Source organism: Kocuria coralli, from assembly GCF_008831305.1.
Taxonomy (GTDB): domain Bacteria; phylum Actinomycetota; class Actinomycetes; order Actinomycetales; family Micrococcaceae; genus Kocuria; species Kocuria coralli.
In genome coordinates, this window is sequence record NZ_ML708612.1 from 142,918 (window position 1) to 159,707 (window position 16,790).

A 16,790-nucleotide genomic window follows, 5' to 3' on the forward strand; every position below is an offset into this window, starting at 1 on the left:
TAGTTCGGGCGAAGTTGAGGTACTATATGTGGACTTATCCACAGGGAGAACGGCCAGCACGAGCCACACAGTGACGCTACCCACGGGCGTGCCGATTCGGCACCACCGTGAACCACCGAGGTCAGCGCCTCACGGCACCGTCACCGTGGCGGCACCGCGAGGGAGCACGGATCGGTAAAACCCCAGGTCACACGGTGGGGCCAATTTGCCACCACCGTCAGGAGTGGCGACGGGGCCGGAAATTTTCCACCCCCATTGTCCGGCGCGAGTCCTAGTCCTCGACTCGAACGGGGGTGCACATTTTGCACCCCCGTGGATGCCGGAAGAAGCCGGAGGCGGCACGGGGGTGCCAGCGTCGCACCCCCGTCACCGCAGGCCGACGGAGTGCAACGCCTGGTCGCACGGCGCGGGAAGTTTTCTCCCACCGTCATCGGCAGGCTCAGGCTGAACGGGGCCGCAAGATTTGCGGCCCCGTTGACCACCCGCCACGCACGAAAGTCCAGGTGGCACGGTTCCGGCAAATTGCCGCCACCGTGCTCCACGTGCTGACGGGCGAAGCCTCTGGTGGCGCGGTGCCGTGGAATCGGCGGAACCCTGCGCGACCGGCCCGAGGGTGACGGTGGTGCAAATTTTGCACGACCGTCACCGGCGCGACCAGCCACCAGCAGGGCGCGGCGATGCCGCCGCTTGGCCTGCTGTGGCGCGCTTCGCGTGGTCATGGTCGGTGCCTGTTCTCGGGGCGTGACGGATGGGTCTCACCGGGTAGGTGCGCACCGCTTCCCACAATGGTGTTCGGGAGTCCGTAGAGGCGGTACCGGCCCGGCGTGACACCGACGTGCCGGACGAACATCTCCGATGCCTGGTTGCGTGACCAGCCCACCCGATGCGCGGCGGCATCCACAGTCAGGTTCTCCTCACGCAGCAGCCGCGCCATCGCCTCCACCCGCAGCCGCCCGAGATACGCGCAGGGAGTCTGGCCGTAGGCGATGGAGAACACGCGCACGAGCTGCTTCGGGGACAGATGCACCATCTCCGCCAGATCGCTCAGCAGCCAGCGGCGGGCGATGTCGCGGCGCAGCGCGTCGCGCACTGTCAAGGCCTCGACCCGCACCGGAGCGGCGAGACGGCGGTTGCGCAGCGGCCGGGGCCGAGCCTTGGCGGACTGCGCCAGCACCTGCGACACGGGCGTGGTCGTGAGGAACGGGCGGATCGCGTCAGCGATGAGGAACCAGAGCGCCTGCATTCGGGGGAACGATTCCGCTGGGTTGCCAGCACTGCTGAGTTCGGCCAGTTCGTCCAGCCACGGCACGAGTTCCCCGAGTCGCTGCTCTCCGATGCGAAGCACCTGCACCGGTTCCGCGAACACGGTCGCGGCAACGTCCTGCGCTTCGAGCCGATCAAGGAGCAGTGCGGTGTGTTGCCAGTAGAACAGATCGATTGCGTAGTCGGCGTCGAGATACACCGTCGTCACCGTCACCCGCGTCTCGGGTTGCGCAGCGCACGTCACGCTCGCGCCCAGCAGGGCGATGTCGCCGACATTGATCGGCTGCTGATCGAAGTCGCCTGAGAGGATGGCGGAGCCGTCACGAACGATGATGAATCTCACACAGTTGAAAGTGGTTGCTTCCCTCATCCGCCGCATGCTCTTGGTGATAGCGAGTAGCGGCTGCAGCGGCTGCCGCCGAGCCGGTTGCGCGGAACTGCGCGCTTGCCCCTCCTGTGCGGCAGGAAGCGGGACAGTGCGCATGGTGGGGTGTCACCATTGGATACCGAGCATGTCTGCGCTGCGTTGCCAGTGCTCACGCACCATCTCTGGGTCGTCGGCCTGCTTGTTGGTGCGCCCCACTCGCTTCGGTGTTCCGTAGTATTCACCCGAAACCCAGGCATCTCCCGGCTTGCCGTCGATGAAGTGCCGGAGCCGTACGCCGCCCTGCTGCGGGGAGATGAGAAAACGCTTCAGCACCCCGTGGTAGACCCGCTGAAAGTAACTGTCGGTGTCAGACGCGAAGTTCGTTGCGACGTTGCCAGGATGGAACGCTACCGACGAGAGACCTCGGTCGTGAAAGCGGTCGTGCAGGCCTTTGGTGAACAGGACATTGGCGAGTTTCGCGTCGCCGTAGGCCTTGTTCGGTTTGAAGTCCTGCCAGTTGTTCAGATCATCCAGATTGATGCTCCCAAACAGCCGTGCCCCGATGCTGGAGGTGTTCACCACCGCTGCCCGACTGTCCAGCAGTTTGCCGAGCAGCAGATGCGTCAACAGGTACGGCGCGAGGTGATTGACCTGAAAGGTCTTCTCGAAGCCATCTGGAGTAGTTGTGGGGCCGGAGAACATGCCGCCCGCATTGTTGGCCAGCACGTCGATCCGGTCGCACCTCTCGTTCAGCACCTCTGCGAGGCGACGTACCTCGTCGAGTCTCGTGAAGTCGGCCAAGTGGTACTCCGCGCCCGTGACGGCGGCGACAGCCTGAGTCTTCTCGGGTGAGCGCCCGACAAGTATGAGCCGAGCATCCGTGTCTGCGAGTTGCCGGGCGGCTGCCGCGCCGATGCCGTCACTGGCTCCGGTGATGACGATGGTGCGCATCGGTGTTCCCCTCGTTGTCCGTGGCCGATGAGAGGAAGCCTGCGGTGAGCGCTTCGACGGCTTCCCAGGTGTCTTGCTCGCGCCCAGGGTCGTATGACTCGGGCGAGGAGCGCGCGACCTTGTGGCGGTCGATGTAGGCGCCGTTGGGCGCCGCTACCGCGCCCAGTGCCGCATCAGCGAGAAAGCGCCCAGCCTTGCCCGGCGACGTTGCCAACGGGGTGAGGGTCAGCGCGGGCATGATCCAGCGCATCGCGAATCGCGAGATAGGATCGGCGTCTCGTGCTAGATCGGTGCCGGGTACGAAGCCGGGGTTGTAGCCAACGAACGTTCGGTCTACCGAGAGGCGGCGAGCGTATTCGTGAACGAGATAGATCGCGGCGAGTTTGCTGGTCGAGTACGCAGTGCGCCCCGCTTTCGTGCTCGACGGATCGGGGAATGCGCCGACTTTGGCGAGCATCTCGACCGGCTGCCATCTGGGGCCGGGCACCATGCCGAGGTTGTGCCGGAAGCCTCTGAAGTGCGTATCGCTGACGGTCACCACAACCCGCGCCTGCGGGTGCAGGTGGTCATGGAGCCTGCGCACCAGAACATGGCCCGCGAGCACGTTGACCGCGAACGTCGACTCGAACCCATCGACCGTCTCGGTGAGCGCACTGGTGTGCTGCACCCCGGCATTGCACACCAGCCCACGGATCGGCGGTAGACCATCGGATTGCACGAGGTCGATCACTGCGTCGGTCGCGTCGGCCACGCTCTGCAAGGAGGACAGGTCGGCGTGGACGACCGAGACGCTGCCGCCGTGAGCCTGCAACTCGCTTACGAGGTCGCGCGGATCGTTGCGGCTGAGCAGCACAAGATGAGTCTCCGGCCGCGCAGAAAGCATCTGCCTTGCTGCGATCCGACCGATACCCCGGCTCGCCCCGGTCATCACGACCGTCTGCTCCACGCCCGTCACCGACCCGCCTCGCGATTCTGACGTTCCCGAGGCCCCGCAATGGCTTGGACGAGCAGCGCAACGTCGCTCTCGGGGAGCAGTCCGCCGTCGCCCTCGGCGCTGGCGAAGGCGACACGGGCGAGAACCGAGCCGACCACGATATGCGCGGCAGCGGTGGCATCGGCACCCACCTGCTCACCACGTGCCCGTGCGCGGTCGAGGATCGCGGCCAAGTGTTCACGGGTGGGGTCGAAGATGCTCGTCCGCACGATCCCCGCCAACTCTGCATCGTGCGCCGACTCACCCACCAGCGCCACCAGGGTCGCCCCGATCCTGCCCGAAAGCACGCGCCGCTTGTGCGTGAACAACTCCCGCAAGTCGCCCTCGGTCGAGCCAGTGTCGATGTCCGCCGTCTCGGACTCAGCGATCTGCTCCGCCGCCGCGAGCAATAGATCACGCTTCGAGGGCCACCGCCGGTACAGCGTCGCGGTCGAGACCCCGGCCCGCTTGGCGACCCGAGCGGTGGTCAACCGGGCGTACCCCTCATCCGCGAGCAAGGACAGCACCGCTTCCATGATCGCGGGAGTGAGTTCAACGTTGACCGGCCGACCCCGCGATGCTGCGTGCTTGTCTTCGCTCTGCGCCACGATCACACCATCCAACTTTTCCAATACGAAACGACTTCGTTTCACAACCTACCTCACTGCTCCACTCTCCACAACCGGAACCTCAAGCGCCCGCCCTCGCACGCTGTCCGACCGCCCCGCCATCTCAGGCTCATCGCCGTTCCTCAACTACTGGATGCACGGATGCCACCGTTGGTGGGGCGTGCGCACCTCCCTCATGAGACGACTCATGAGGGAGGCCCAGATGAAAGGCGGCGTGCTCCTGTTCCGCGGCAACGGTGCCGCCGCCCGCCGCTACGTCGAGGCCGACCGCTCGCGGGCTGACGAGTACTACCTCGGCACAGACAACGCGGTAGCCGAGTGCGCCGTGCTCGACCGCGCGGGCGAGGTCACTGCCGCCCGGTCGCTGTCGGCGGACGAGTACGAGGCATGGGTGGACTGGGTCAACCCGGTCACGGGCGAGCAGATGGGCACCCCGCGCAAGCCGGGCGAGGGCAGCAAGGGGTCGCCGTTGTTCGCGGAGATGACGATCAACGCCCCCAAGTCGCTGTCGGTCGCCGCCGCCCTCTACCCCGAAGTCTCGGCGGCGCTGGACGCCGCGCAGCAGGACGCCCTGGCCGAGATTCGCCGTTGGTTGGGTCAGCACTCGGTGACGAGGGCGGGGCCGAGGGATGCGCGGGAGGTCGTGCCCATCGAGCAGATGCAGGTGGTCGGCATCTCGCATAAGACCTCGCGTGCGGGTGATCCGCACCGGCATATCCATATGCAGATCGGCACGCGCATCTGGGCGGCCGGGAAGTGGCGAGCCTTGGACACCGCTGCACTGTTCAAGCAGCAAGGCGCGATACGAGCCCTCGGCACGGCGGTGATCGCCGCACACCCGCAGCTCGCCCAGACGCTCGCGGAGCACGGCCTGACCCTCGACCCCGTATCGGGTGAGGTGACGGAGTTGCAGCCGTTCAACGGCGTCATGTCGAAGCGGTCAGCACAGATCAAGAAGAACCTTGACCGACTCGAAGCCGAATGGGAAGCCGCGCATCCCGGCGAAGAACTCGGCCCGGTGATGACGGCCAGGTTGCAGGGCATCGCGTGGGCGCACCAGAGGCCCGGCAAGAAGCCCGCCGACCTGAAGAACGAGCAGTGGTGGCGGCAGGAACTCACCGATGCCGGCTACGACCCCGAGCACCTTGAACGCAGGGCCGTGCAACCCTCGGCATCGCTGGATGACCTCGCCGTGCAGGAGGTCGCCAGTCGTGCGCTTGACCGTTGCGCCGCCAGTGCATCGGCGTGGACGCGACACACCGTGCAGGAGCACGTCACCCGCATCACCACCGAGGCGGGCGTGCAGGCGGCACCGGCACAGTTGCGAGAGTTCATCGCGGTTGCGACCGATCTTGCGACCGACGATTGCTTCTCGATCCTGCCACCAGGCTCGGCGATGCCGGAGCATGTCGCTCACCTGACGAGCGTGGGCGTGGTCGCCGCCGAGACCGCGCTACGCGACCAACTCACCGCCAGCACCCCAGAGCAAGAGCCGCAACCCGCTGACGTGACCGAAGCCGCGCACGCGGCGGGGTTGGATGCCGGGCAGACGGCAGCGGCGGCTGCCGTCGCCTCGACCGATCCGCTCGTGATCGTCGAGGGAGCAGCAGGCAGCGGGAAGACCACCATGCTCCGCACCGCCATTGAGGTCGCCGCCGAACAGGGCAGGGCCTCGCGGGTGGTTGCGCCGACGAAACGGGCGGCACAGATCGCCCACGACGAACTCGAAGTGCCCGCGACCTCGGTTGCGGCGCTGGTGTACGCGCACGGGTGGCGATGGAACGACGATGGCGTTTGGACTCGCCTGAACCCCGGCGACACTGACCCGATGACCGGCGGCGTCTACACCGGCCCGCCGCGAGAGGCCCGCCTGTCGCGGGGTGAGCGGGTGGTTGTGGACGAGGCTGGGATGCTCGACCAAGACACCGCCCATGCGCTGCTGACCGTCACTGCCGAGGCCGGTGCGACGGTCGCGCTGGTCGGTGACCGGGCGCAGTTGCCCGCAGTCGGCAGGGGCGGCGTGCTCGACATGGCCGCGCAGATCAGGGGCCGCACCTACGACATGAGCGAACTCCACAGGTTCACCGATCCCGAGTACGCGGCCCTCACCTTGGCGATGCGCGACCGGGCGAACCCTGGCGAGGTGTTCGACCGGCTCGCCGCCATGAACCTCGTGACCCTGCATGCCGACAATGAGCAGGCTCACGAGCACATCACCGAGACCGCCCGCCAGGGTGAGGCGATCACGGTGGCGACCAACGACGAGGCCGCCGCCCTGAACGAGCGCATCCGCGCCGGGAGGGTCGAGGCGGGCGAGGTCAACGACACCGTGACGGCTACCGGCAGCGACGGGCTGAGCATCGGAGCCGGTGACCTCATCCAGACGCGCAAGAACGACAGCGAGGTGGGGGTGGCGAACCGGCAGCAGTGGATCGTCCAGCACGTCGAGAACGACGGCACCGTCTATGCCCGTGAGGTCGGCAGCGGGCGCAAGAACCCCCGCACCGTCGAACTCCCGGCGGAGTATGTGGGAGAGCACGCGCACCTGTCCTACGCCGCGACTGCCTACGGCGTCCAAGGCGCAACCGTGGGCAGCTCTCACACGACGCTCAGCGAGGCGACGAGCGCGGCAGGCGTCTACGTCGGCATGACCCGAGGCCGCGAGACGAACCGGCTCCACGTTGTGGCCGAGGACATCGCGGATGCGCGGGCGCAGTTCATCGAAGCGATGGAACGCGACCCGGCAGACCGGGGCCTCGACCACGCCACCGCCCAAGCCGCCGAAGCCGTGCGCGGCCTCATCGCAGACGGCCCCGTGCAACTGGTCACCGAAGAACTCGCCCGCCTCGACCACGAGACCGAGCGTGCAGAACGGGCGGCGGAACGGTGGGAGCAGATCGCCGCGAGGTTCGACGCCCAACGCGCTACCCACCAGGCCGAGGACGACGAGAGCGCCGCTGTGCTCTGCAAGGCCGAGGACGCCGCCGAGCAGGTGCGTGCCGAGGTCACCGGGCCGCTAACCGTGCAGGCGAAGACTGATGGTGCCAACTACCTCGATGCCGTCGCAGACGAGGCCACCGCCAGTGGTCGCCTCGCCACGGTGGGCAGGTTCGGCAAGCGCAAGGCCCGCACCGAGCACCAGGCCGCGACCGAACGCACCCAGACGCTGCGCGGCCACGTCAGCGGCGAGTGGGGCACCACACCGGCGAACCCTGATCGTCTCCCCGAGTGGGCGGGCAAGGTCGCTGCGAACCGCGCCGAGAGTGACCCCCGCGTGACCGACGCCGTGGAGAGCGTCGAAGGGGCCACCGCCGACCGCGAAACGATGCGGAAGCGGCACCGGCATGAGCGCACGGCGTTGCTCCTCAGCGAGTACGGGGCCGAGCACGCCCAGGCAGCCCGGTACGGGATGCGCCGCACCACCAACCCCGACCGTCAAGCACACGACGCCAAGAACCGGGCCGCGCTCCTACGCTCAGAGGCCGATGAACTCCGCGCCCTCCCCATCAACGACGCCGCTCATCTGATCGAGACCAAGAACACCGCGCGAGAGCGCACGCGGCACGAGGCCACGGAGCGAGAACGGCAGTTGCCAGGCGCATTCGAACACGACCCCCACCGCCACGACCCAGGCCGCGAGGGGCCGACGCGCGGGATGTAGACATGCTCGGGCATCTATCCTGATGGTGTGGAGGCAGCAGTTCGAGGGCGCGGATCGGTGTTGGCAGCAGCCCGGCGGCACTCGGTTGCGGTGCGGCAGAACGGCACTGTGGTCACTGTCGGTGATGGCAGAGCCGGTGAATGTGATGTCGACCGCTGGGAGAACGTGATCGCCGTCGCAGCAGGCAATGTTCACACCGCCAGGAACACGGGCAAATCGCACACCGTCGCTCTTCGCGCAGACGGCACCGTGCTGGCGACAGGGTGGAACCAGGATCAGCAGTGCGACATCGGTGGATGGCGAGACATCGTCGCCGTAGCAGCGGGCTGGCGACGAACGCTCGGTGTCCACTCAGACGGGACGGTGCTGGCAACCGGGCGCACTGCCGAGGGCGCATGCGACGTGGAGACCTGGCGGGACATCACAGCGGTCTCGTGCGGAGACTGGCACTCAGTTGGCCTACGCGAGGACGGATCAGCCATAGCGACCGGCAACAACCAGCGAGGACAGTGCGTGGTGGAGGACTGGCGGAACCTCACCGCCGTCGCCGCCAGTTGCGTCCAGACGATCGGTCTGAAGCACGACGGGCGAGTCCTCACCACCGGAACCCCAGCGTCTGGGGCAGGCGACATTGGCCAATGGGAGGAGATCGTAGCGGTCGCCGCCGGCAGCCATCACACCGTGGGTGTGACCGCAGCCGGTCGTGTTCTCGCCGCTGGCGACAACAGTCACGGACAGTGCGATGTCGCAGATTGGAGGCACGTAGTCGCGATCGCAGCAGGCTCCGCCCACACGCTTGGTCTATGCGCCGATGGCACCCTCGTCAGTGCTGGCAATACTGCCGATGGCAGACGAGATGTCACATCGTGGGCAAACATCCGCCGTCCTGACGTAGACTAAAAACCGCAGAAACAAGCCGATCAAGACGCAACTACTTTTGCGCCCCCACAGCGTTCTCAACTCCATATAGCGCTTTGGCGCTTGTACTCCTTCCTTCTGGTGTAGTCAGCGCGTCGGGTTCAGTCTTGACCCTGTGGAAGGCCCCGCTGACGGTTCAGGGTTCCCGATTCCAAGTCCCAGGTTGCCCCGTCGATGAGTTCGCGGGCGATGTCGAGGTGGCCGAGGTGACAGCTGGTTTCTCCGAGGAGGTGGCAGAACACCTCTTCGAGCGTTTCCAGACGCCACGCACCGAAGATATCTGTCGGCCAGTTCGTTGGAGTGGCATCCAGCGGGAGATGCACGACACCCTCGAGCGCGGATGCGGTGACGTGCTCGAACCGCTCCAGCATCTCAGCGCCACTGAGACAGGGATCGACTTCGAAGTCGCCTGGTACTGGGTAGTAGGGAGTGTTGCCAAGCATGATCTCGTCCAAGAAGCCGCGCACTCCCTCTCGGACGTGGACGCTCATGCCGAGCGGAGACCATCCCGACTGCACAACGGGTCGGCGGAGCTCGCTCTCTGAAGTCCTGCGAGGATGTGAACCCGCTCCACCTGCACGGACAGCGCGCGGAGCAGCGGATGGTTGCTGATGGTCATGGGTTCCTCCTGAGATCTGCGGATACGTTCACTCATAGGTCGAGACCGGCGTCGTGCTCTCGACATCTGGCGCGAATGCGTGGGCCGTGTCGAAAATGATCGGCGGGCTCCGATGTCACACTAGAAGAGCCGAGAGGCGGCTCTCGACGAAAGGCAGATCAATGAAGTACGTGATCCTGATCCACTCGAACCCCCAGCCCTGGGGCCACCCGACTGGGGACTACCTAGCGGAGTACCAGGCGCTGCCGCAGGCACAGCGCGAGAAGATGAACGCCGACCTCGAGTCGCTGCTCGGTCAGATGCAGGAGCACGGCGAACTGCTTGGCGGCGAAGCGCTCGGAGACCCAGCCGCTTCCAAGCTCTACCGATGGCGTGCAGGGGAGCCCACATCCAGCGACGGCCCCTACGCAGAGAGCAAGGAGCACCTCGCCGGGTTCTTCATGATCGACGTCGACTCGTCGAGCCGTGCCGAGGAGATCGCCGCGAAGTTCGCGGGGCCGGGCGAGACCGTCGAGCTGCGGCCGGTGATGTGGCCCGGAGGCGACGGCGACGAATGACTCCCACAGTCGGCGAGGACGTGTGGCGACGCGAGACGCCGCACGTCCTCGCTGCGCTCATCAGGAGATACGGCGACTTCGCCGCCTGCGAGGACGCCGTGCAGGAGGCCCTGATCGAAGCATCCCGCCAGTGGCCCGCGAGAGGCCTGCCGGAGAAGCCGCGAGGCTGGCTGCTGCGCGTGGCATCGCGACGCCTCATCGACGCCCGACGCCAAGACACGGCGCGACGAGGCCGCGAACGTCGTGCGGCCACACTGGATCAGGCCAGCCACACGGTCGACGGCGAACCGATGGTCGAGAAACAGGATGCTTCCCTACAAGTCCTGACCCTGTGCTGCCACCCCGCACTGACGCCGGAATCACAGGTGACACTCGCGTTAAGGACGGTGCTCGGACTCACTACCAAGCAGATCGCAGCCGTGTACCTCATTCCGTCCTCCACCGCCGGTCAGCGCATCAGCCGAGCCAAGGCGATCATCGACATGCACCACCGAAGATTCCCGCCTCCCGCTTCGCAGAAAGAGCGCCTTCCGGCCCTGATGCACGCGCTGTACCTGACGTACACCGCTGGACACAGCCGCGCCGGCGGCAAACAACTGCTCGACGCTGCGGTGACAACCGAGGCGATCCGCTTGGCGCGGCTCCTGCACCAGGAATTCCGCGACGAAACGGAGACCGCCGGACTGCTCGCCCTGATGCTGCTCAGCGAAGCGCGTCGCCCTGCCCGCATCACGGCAAGCGGCGACCTCGTGGCACTCAGGGAGCAAGACCGTACCCTTTGGGATCAGGAAGCGATAGCGGAGGGAATCGACCTCATCGAAAAGGCACTGCCCACCGGCCCGGTAGGTGCCTACCAGATGCAGGCGGCGATCTCGGCAGTACACGCTGAGGCCTCCGGCTGGGAGGACACGGACTGGGAGCAGATCGCGGAACTCTACGCCATGCTCGCCCAGGTCGCCCCGTCGCCAGCCGTCACCATGAATTACGCCGTAGCCGTCAGCGAAGCGCAAGGGCCGACGCGCGCATTGGGCATGCTGGAACCGCTCCTTGACGATCCGCGTATGAACCGTAGTCATCGCCTGCACGCAGTACGGGCTCCGCTCCTCGAAGCCTGCGGTCGTCACGGAGAGGCGCTAGACGCATACAAGACCGCGAGCCGGCTATGCACGAACATTCCCGAACAACGCTTCTTCAACAGCCAGATCACACGGCTGCAGGCCGACGCCGTCCACGCCGAGGCAACCGCATTAACCCGCGTTCTACTGTCAGCACGCATCCACCTGCGGCATACAGCTGATGAACCATGATCAAGGGAAGCAGCGAGCGAGCCAGTTCCCGGCCATTCGGTCGCGCGCCACCGCCACAGCACTCGGTCTCCCGCGCTTCGATCACGAGCGAGTCGAAGCCGAAATACAGGCCATCCTGGACTTCCGGTCAGCCTGAACAACAACCATCCACACTCTCGCCGCCCAACGTAGACTCAGAACCGTAGAAACATGCCGATCAAGACCGCACTACTTTTGCTCCCCACAGCGTGCGTTGCTCCGCGTAGTCGCCGGCCGGAGGCGTCGACAGCAATCGGTCGCCATCGGCAGCGGCAACAGAGCGCGGGAGACACCCGTCGCCATCCCGTGACCTGGGGAACGTCCGATCCGCCTCACCGAGCTTCGCCGGTTGCATGGCCGTGGCATGACGTATGAGTGCGGCACGCCCGCTACATCGAGGCTATGGAGCGGAGTGCTGTTCGATCTCGCTGAGGGCTTCCAGCATGTGGGTCAGGACCTGCATTGTGGCATCGAGCTGACCGCCCGTAATGTCGCCCCCTACGCGGCCCATGAGTCGATGCTCCCGGGCGGCGACGGCCTCGATGGCGTCGCGCCCGTCGGACGTGAGGCGTACCAGGGAGGAGCGTCGGTGTGCCGGGTTCGCGATGAGTTCGACGAAACCCGCCTCGCCGGCATCGTTAACCATGCGCTGCACGAACTGGCGGCTGAGGTCCTGTGTTCGTGCCATTTGCGGCACGGTCAACTCGCCCTCGCGGCGGAGCTGGTCGAGCACGGCGCGGACTCCCACGGACATTCTCATGACGGACTGATCTCGTTCCACGATGCGAGCCACCTTGCGGTACACCGGCCCGAGCGCAACGTAAACGTCCGCGAGCCGATGGGCGAGAGTGTCGGGGTCGAGCGGGCGGTCCATGGCCTCAGTATGACACCTGAGTTGTCACAACCTCCAAACTATGACACCTTAGTTGTCATGACGATTCTGAATACTCGTCTGTTTGAACTGGCCGACCACCGCATCGGTTACGTCGAGTCGCCGGGCGAGCCGGCGAGGACCCCGCTCGTGCTCCTGCACGGCGGAGCCGTCGACCACCGGATGTGGCTGCCCCAATTCTCGGCGTTCCCCGGTCGTCGCATCGCGGCTCCCGATGCTAGAGGACATGGTGCCTCCTCGGATGCGACCACTCCCTACCGTCTCGCCGATGACGTGGTCGACCTGCTCGACGCACTCCAGATCGAACGCGCTGTACTCGTCGGAGTCTCCATGGGAGGCGGCACGGCAGTCGATGTCGCGCTAGAGCATCCCTCACGGGTGTCCGCACTCGTGGTCAGCGGAACCGGTACAAGTGAGATCGAGTTCACCGACCCGTGGGCGCTCGACACGCTCGCGGCGTGGAAAGAGGCAGAAGTCCGTGGTGACCCCGAGGCGTGGATCACGGCCTTCATGCGCTTCACCCACGGACCGGAAAGAGAGCCGGTCGATGTCGACACGGCGGTATGGGATCTGGTCGAAACCATGGTGCGAGACACACTCACCCACCACGTGATCGCCGGTGAAGACGGCGTTCCGGTGCCGCCTACGCCCCCGACGCCGGTGACCGAGACCTGGCAGCGTCTGAACCAGATCGAAGTACCGGTGCTCGCCCTCTCAGGTGCGGACGACAGTACCGACCATCGTTCCCCGGGGCGCCGCCTCGCCGATGCCGTGTCTATTGGCCACTACCGAGAAGTACCCGGCAGCGCCCACTTCCCCAACTTGGAGAACGCAGCCGCCTTCAACGCCGCCATTACCGAGTTTCTTCGCAACCACGATTTGTGAGATGCAGAGGACGCAAACCACTTTCGCACCCCTACAGCTCTGCCTCCTGCCTAGTGCAGAGGTTCTGCCGTGAGGCCGCCGTCGTCGTGGAAAAGGCCCACGGACCCCAACTGGTCCGTGCGGGCCAGCGGGATTCCGGCCTCCGCCAGGTGCCCCGTGATGGCCGGATGAGGGTGGCCGTAGGTGTTGTCCGAGCCGACGGAGACCACCGCGAGCAGCGGAGTGGCCGCATCGATGATCTCCACGCCGCCGTTGCGCGCCCCGTGGTGGGAGACCTTGAGGACGTCGGTATCCAGCGGACCTCCGGAGTCGGCGCCGTAGGCACCGATCAGCCGGCGGGCACCGTCCTCCTCCATGTCGCCCGCGGCGAGCCAGGAGACGACGATGGCATCGTCGCCCTCCCGCTCCGTGATCTCCGCCCGGATCACCAGGGATGCGTTGTTCTCGCCACCGGAATCCACCGCGGGAGCCGGCTGTGTGAGCGGGCCCAGGACCCGGAGCTTCAGCCCCGGCCCCTCCAGGACCGTCCCCGGCACCGGGGTCTCGGAAGGCGTATCCCACCCGGAGATCTCCTGCGGTGCCCTGCCCGTCCCCGTGGAGAACCAGATGCGCGAGATCTCCACCTGCTGGTCCAAGCCGGCGGCGCCGCCGACGTGATCCGCATGATCGTGAGTGAGGATCAGGAGATCCAGGGTTTCCACCTCGGCGTCCCGCAGGCACCGGCGGATGGCAGCGGGGTCGGGGCCGGCATCGATCAGGACGGTCGTCGTCCCGGTCTCCGCGGTGCCCCGCAGCAAGAGTGCGTCCCCTTGACCTACGTCGCAGGCGATGGCCTGCCAGTCCGTACGAGCAGCCGGTTGGAACACCCAGAGAGCCAGCAGGCTGGCGACGCACACCACGACGATTCCGGCTGCGGCCAGTCTCCACCGGAGGCGACTGCGCCGGGCGAGCAGCCAATCGTCCTCGGGAACGGGCCCGGGCGCCGGACCGGGGAGTGCATAGCCCGAAGTGACTGGTGCCGCGCTCCGGGCATCGAGGCGGTTGATCACGACGACGACTACCGCGGAGATCACGAGCATGAGCAGTGGCCCCGTGGGAGCTTCCCACCAGGGAACGACCGACCCCGGGATCCCCGCGAAGAAACGGGCGGCCCCCGCGACGAACTGCACCATCCACCCGCCGGGAAACATCAGCGTCTCCGCCACTGCCTGGCCCAGTACCCCGCCGATACCCACGGTCAGTAGAGCGGCCAGCCCGATCATCGTCACCACGGGAACCACCGGGGCCACCACCGCATTGGCGGGCACGGACCACACGGCGACCGTGGGGGTCAGCAAGCTCAGGACGGGTGCGCACCACACCTGGGCGGCCAAGGGGATCGCGACGACGGTGGACAGGGTGGTGGGCAGCCACCTGTCCAGGATCCGGATGAGGGGCCGGCCCGTGATGACGATGCCCGCCGTCGCGCACACCGACAGGGCAAACCCGAAGTCCGTGCCCAGCCCCGGGTCCACGGTCAGCAGGAGGCACATGGCGGCGCTCAAAGCCGCCAGCGAGGCGCCCGCCCGACCGGCTAGAACACCCACGGCGGCCACCGATCCCATCGTCGCGGCCCGCAGCACCGAGGGGTCCGGGCCGACCAGCAGGACGAATACCACCAGGGCACCGAGCCCTGCCAGGATGCAGCCGCGACGGCGCGCACCCAGGCTCAAGGCGATCTGCCCGGCGAGGACCATCACGAGCGCGCAGTTGGAACCTGAAACCGCCGTGAGATGGGTGAGCCCCGTGTCCTTCATGGCTTGCTCCAGTGCCGGGTCGAAACCCGACCTGTCACCGTAGGTCATGCCTGGCAGCAGACTCGAGACATCCGGACCGTGCGCCAGGGTCGCGGCCATGAAGCGGGCCTTGGCCTCCTCGAGCCACTGCATAAGCCCGTCCCGCTCGACCAGGCCGGTGACCGACGGCGGCCCGGCAGCCCGCAGTACGAGATCGCCCGCGCGCGGAGGCTCGGCAGTGACCACGACCTCGGCCGTCTGACCTGCCTTCACTGTCGCCCAGCGCATGTCATCGGCGAACAGCGTCCCTTGGGAGCCGTCCTCCAGCTGCACCGGGACGACGACGCCCGTGGCGGCTTCTCCGCCATCCCCACCCGAGAACCGGTCGGCGGCGACCCACGCCGAGGGACGGTCCTCGATCGCCAGTTCGAGCCGGACGGGAGGGGTCTCTGAGGGTTGGGAGCCCTCGGCGGCGAAGAGACGTTCGTGGGACTGCTCCGTGGCGGCACGATCCTGCCAGCCGACCACCAGCACCGCGGATGCCACGAGGGAGCACAGGATGACGGCCGGGATCGCCCGGCGGGCTCGGGTTCTGCTGAGTGCCACGCAGCCGGCCGCGAGGGACACGAGCAGCACTCCGACGAGATGAGGCGCCGGCGGGCTGCTCATCACCTCGCCGGCGCCCAGAAGCGCGGCGGCCCAGGCCGTGATCCCGGCGGGGACCAGCCGGAGATCCCAGGTCGGGCGGAGAGCGCGCAGTTCGCGGTCGCGCGCGGCCTGCTTACGGGATGCCTGACGTTCGGGCCAGTCCACCAGGAACCTCACAAGAGGACTCGGCCCGCCGCCGGGCCGGCGGAGACGGTCCGCTGCACCCTCCAGGCTCCTCCTCCGTCTGATCCTGCGGTCCGCGTCCGGCACCGCGGCTCACACCGTGACCAGCGGGGTGAGGGCCGACATCATGGCCGGGCCGATGCCGGAGACGTCGTCGAGTTCGGCCACACTCCGGAAGCCGCCGACCTGATCGCGGTGGTCGACGATGCGCTGCGCCAGCACTGGGCCGACCTTGGGCAGGGTCTCCAGTTCGGTGACGGTGGCCGTGTTCAGATTGACCAGACCCTGAGATGCCCCTTGGCCCTCGGCTGTTCCGCCAGTACCCACAGCCCCCGATTGCGCCTGTCCCCCGGACGCTGCTCCCCCTGGCGGCACCGGGACGGGGAGACTCTCTGCTGCAGCTGCATCCGGGATGAAGACCTGCGAGCCATCTGCCGCCGGGGCCGCGAGATTCACCTGGTCCACGACGGCGGATTCGGTGAGCCCGCCCGCGGCGTCGACGGCGTCCTGGACCCGCGCCCCCGCAGGAACCTCGACCACTCCGGGGCGGTGCACCTCCCCCACGACGTGTACCGAGGCAGGGTCCTGCGACGACCCGTCACCGGCCTCCGTCCCGGATCGGCCCTCGGCATCTGGTGCAGTCACGGCCACAGGATCCTGACCACCGTCTTTCGCGGCGGGGGTGCCGAGTTCAGCCGTGACCGCATCCGCTGGCTCTCCGGGACTGTCGCCTGGCCAGAGCACCGTGATCAGGACCGCAGCCACTGCGAGCACGGCGAGCGCCACCGCCGCCCAGGGGATACGCCATCGAACGGGCGTTCGCCACGACGAGGCGGCCTCTTCCGCGGGCAGGGGCGCGGCGGACTCCGAGATCTCCGAGTCCGGGCCGACCGCCCTGATCTCGCCCGTCTCCGGATCCGTGCGCGAACGCTCGTCGTCGGCCAGCAGGCCGCGGAGGCGTTCCACCGGCTCATCAGCGCCGAGTCGGCGTCTTCCTCGGTAGTTGACGGGGCTCATGCCCCCACCCCATCACCGGGACCGGCAGATCAGCCCGTTGCCTCAGCACCGTGGAGGGGACGCCCGGGCACTGGGGCCGGGCTCATGAGTGTGGAGCCAGGATCACCGGGGACACGGAGCCAGCACA

General features: G+C 67.2%; 13 protein-coding genes. 5 read left to right on the forward strand and 8 right to left on the reverse strand.

Going from position 1 to position 16,790, the window contains the following annotated elements; genetic code table 11:
* Positions 1–715: 715 nt before the first annotated feature.
* The 4 genes from FCK90_RS03910 to FCK90_RS03925 form a co-directional block, all read right to left on the reverse strand.
* The gene (locus FCK90_RS03910; RefSeq protein ID WP_206693972.1) at positions 716–1,633 is read right to left on the reverse strand and encodes a helix-turn-helix transcriptional regulator; all 918 of its coding nucleotides are present in this window, start codon (positions 1,631–1,633) and stop codon (positions 716–718) included.
* A 123-nt stretch (positions 1,634–1,756) separates the two neighbouring features.
* A complete protein-coding gene (locus tag FCK90_RS03915; RefSeq protein ID WP_136651693.1) occupies positions 1,757–2,581 on the reverse strand; it encodes an SDR family NAD(P)-dependent oxidoreductase in 825 nt (274 codons plus the stop codon).
* On the reverse strand, positions 2,550–3,527 hold the full coding sequence (locus FCK90_RS03920; RefSeq protein ID WP_246179965.1) for an SDR family NAD(P)-dependent oxidoreductase: 978 nt from the start codon (positions 3,525–3,527) through the stop codon (positions 2,550–2,552). The genes FCK90_RS03915 and FCK90_RS03920 overlap by 32 nt, the downstream gene beginning before the upstream one ends.
* A gap of 5 nt (positions 3,528–3,532) precedes the next feature.
* Positions 3,533–4,162: a TetR/AcrR family transcriptional regulator gene (locus tag FCK90_RS03925; RefSeq protein ID WP_220433265.1), complete on the reverse strand. Its 630-nt coding sequence runs from the start codon at positions 4,160–4,162 to the stop codon at positions 3,533–3,535.
* 208 nt (positions 4,163–4,370) lie between these two features.
* Here FCK90_RS03925 and mobF point away from each other — a divergent pair, with 208 nt between their 5' ends.
* Both mobF and FCK90_RS03935 read left to right on the forward strand, forming a co-directional pair.
* Positions 4,371–7,844, forward strand: coding sequence for a MobF family relaxase (mobF, locus tag FCK90_RS03930; RefSeq protein ID WP_158032988.1), 3,474 nt, complete (start codon positions 4,371–4,373; stop codon positions 7,842–7,844).
* 27 nt (positions 7,845–7,871) lie between these two features.
* A complete protein-coding gene (locus tag FCK90_RS03935) occupies positions 7,872–8,744 on the forward strand; it encodes an RCC1 domain-containing protein (RefSeq protein ID WP_158032989.1) in 873 nt (290 codons plus the stop codon).
* 119 nt (positions 8,745–8,863) lie between these two features.
* On the opposite strand, the gene FCK90_RS03940 is transcribed toward FCK90_RS03935, so the two are convergent.
* A complete protein-coding gene (locus tag FCK90_RS03940; RefSeq protein WP_158032990.1) occupies positions 8,864–9,397 on the reverse strand; it encodes a mycothiol transferase in 534 nt (177 codons plus the stop codon).
* Positions 9,398–9,542: 145 nt separating this feature from the next.
* On the opposite strand from FCK90_RS03940, the gene FCK90_RS03945 reads away from it, so the two are divergent.
* Both FCK90_RS03945 and FCK90_RS03950 read left to right on the forward strand, forming a co-directional pair.
* Positions 9,543–9,938, forward strand: a complete 396-nt coding sequence (locus FCK90_RS03945) for a YciI family protein (RefSeq protein WP_158032991.1) — start codon at positions 9,543–9,545, stop codon at positions 9,936–9,938.
* On the forward strand, positions 9,935–11,245 hold the full coding sequence (locus tag FCK90_RS03950; protein ID WP_158032992.1) for an RNA polymerase sigma factor: 1,311 nt from the start codon (positions 9,935–9,937) through the stop codon (positions 11,243–11,245). The genes FCK90_RS03945 and FCK90_RS03950 overlap by 4 nt, the downstream gene beginning before the upstream one ends.
* A 418-nt stretch (positions 11,246–11,663) precedes the next feature.
* On the opposite strand, the gene FCK90_RS15985 is transcribed toward FCK90_RS03950, so the two are convergent.
* On the reverse strand, positions 11,664–12,137 hold the full coding sequence (locus FCK90_RS15985) for a MarR family winged helix-turn-helix transcriptional regulator (RefSeq protein ID WP_158032993.1): 474 nt from the start codon (positions 12,135–12,137) through the stop codon (positions 11,664–11,666).
* A 57-nt stretch (positions 12,138–12,194) separates the two neighbouring features.
* Between FCK90_RS15985 and FCK90_RS15990 the strand changes: the two genes are divergently transcribed.
* Entirely contained in the window at positions 12,195–13,040 is an 846-nt protein-coding gene (locus FCK90_RS15990; protein ID WP_158032994.1) for an alpha/beta fold hydrolase, read from the forward strand.
* Positions 13,041–13,090: 50 nt separating this feature from the next.
* On the opposite strand, the gene FCK90_RS03965 is transcribed toward FCK90_RS15990, so the two are convergent.
* Together FCK90_RS03965 and FCK90_RS03970 are read right to left on the reverse strand one after the other, a co-directional pair.
* Positions 13,091–15,628, reverse strand: a complete 2,538-nt coding sequence (locus FCK90_RS03965; protein ID WP_158032995.1) for a ComEC/Rec2 family competence protein — start codon at positions 15,626–15,628, stop codon at positions 13,091–13,093.
* 111 nt (positions 15,629–15,739) lie between these two features.
* Positions 15,740–16,663, reverse strand: coding sequence for a ComEA family DNA-binding protein (locus tag FCK90_RS03970; protein ID WP_220433266.1), 924 nt, complete (start codon positions 16,661–16,663; stop codon positions 15,740–15,742).
* Positions 16,664–16,790 lie beyond the last annotated feature (127 nt).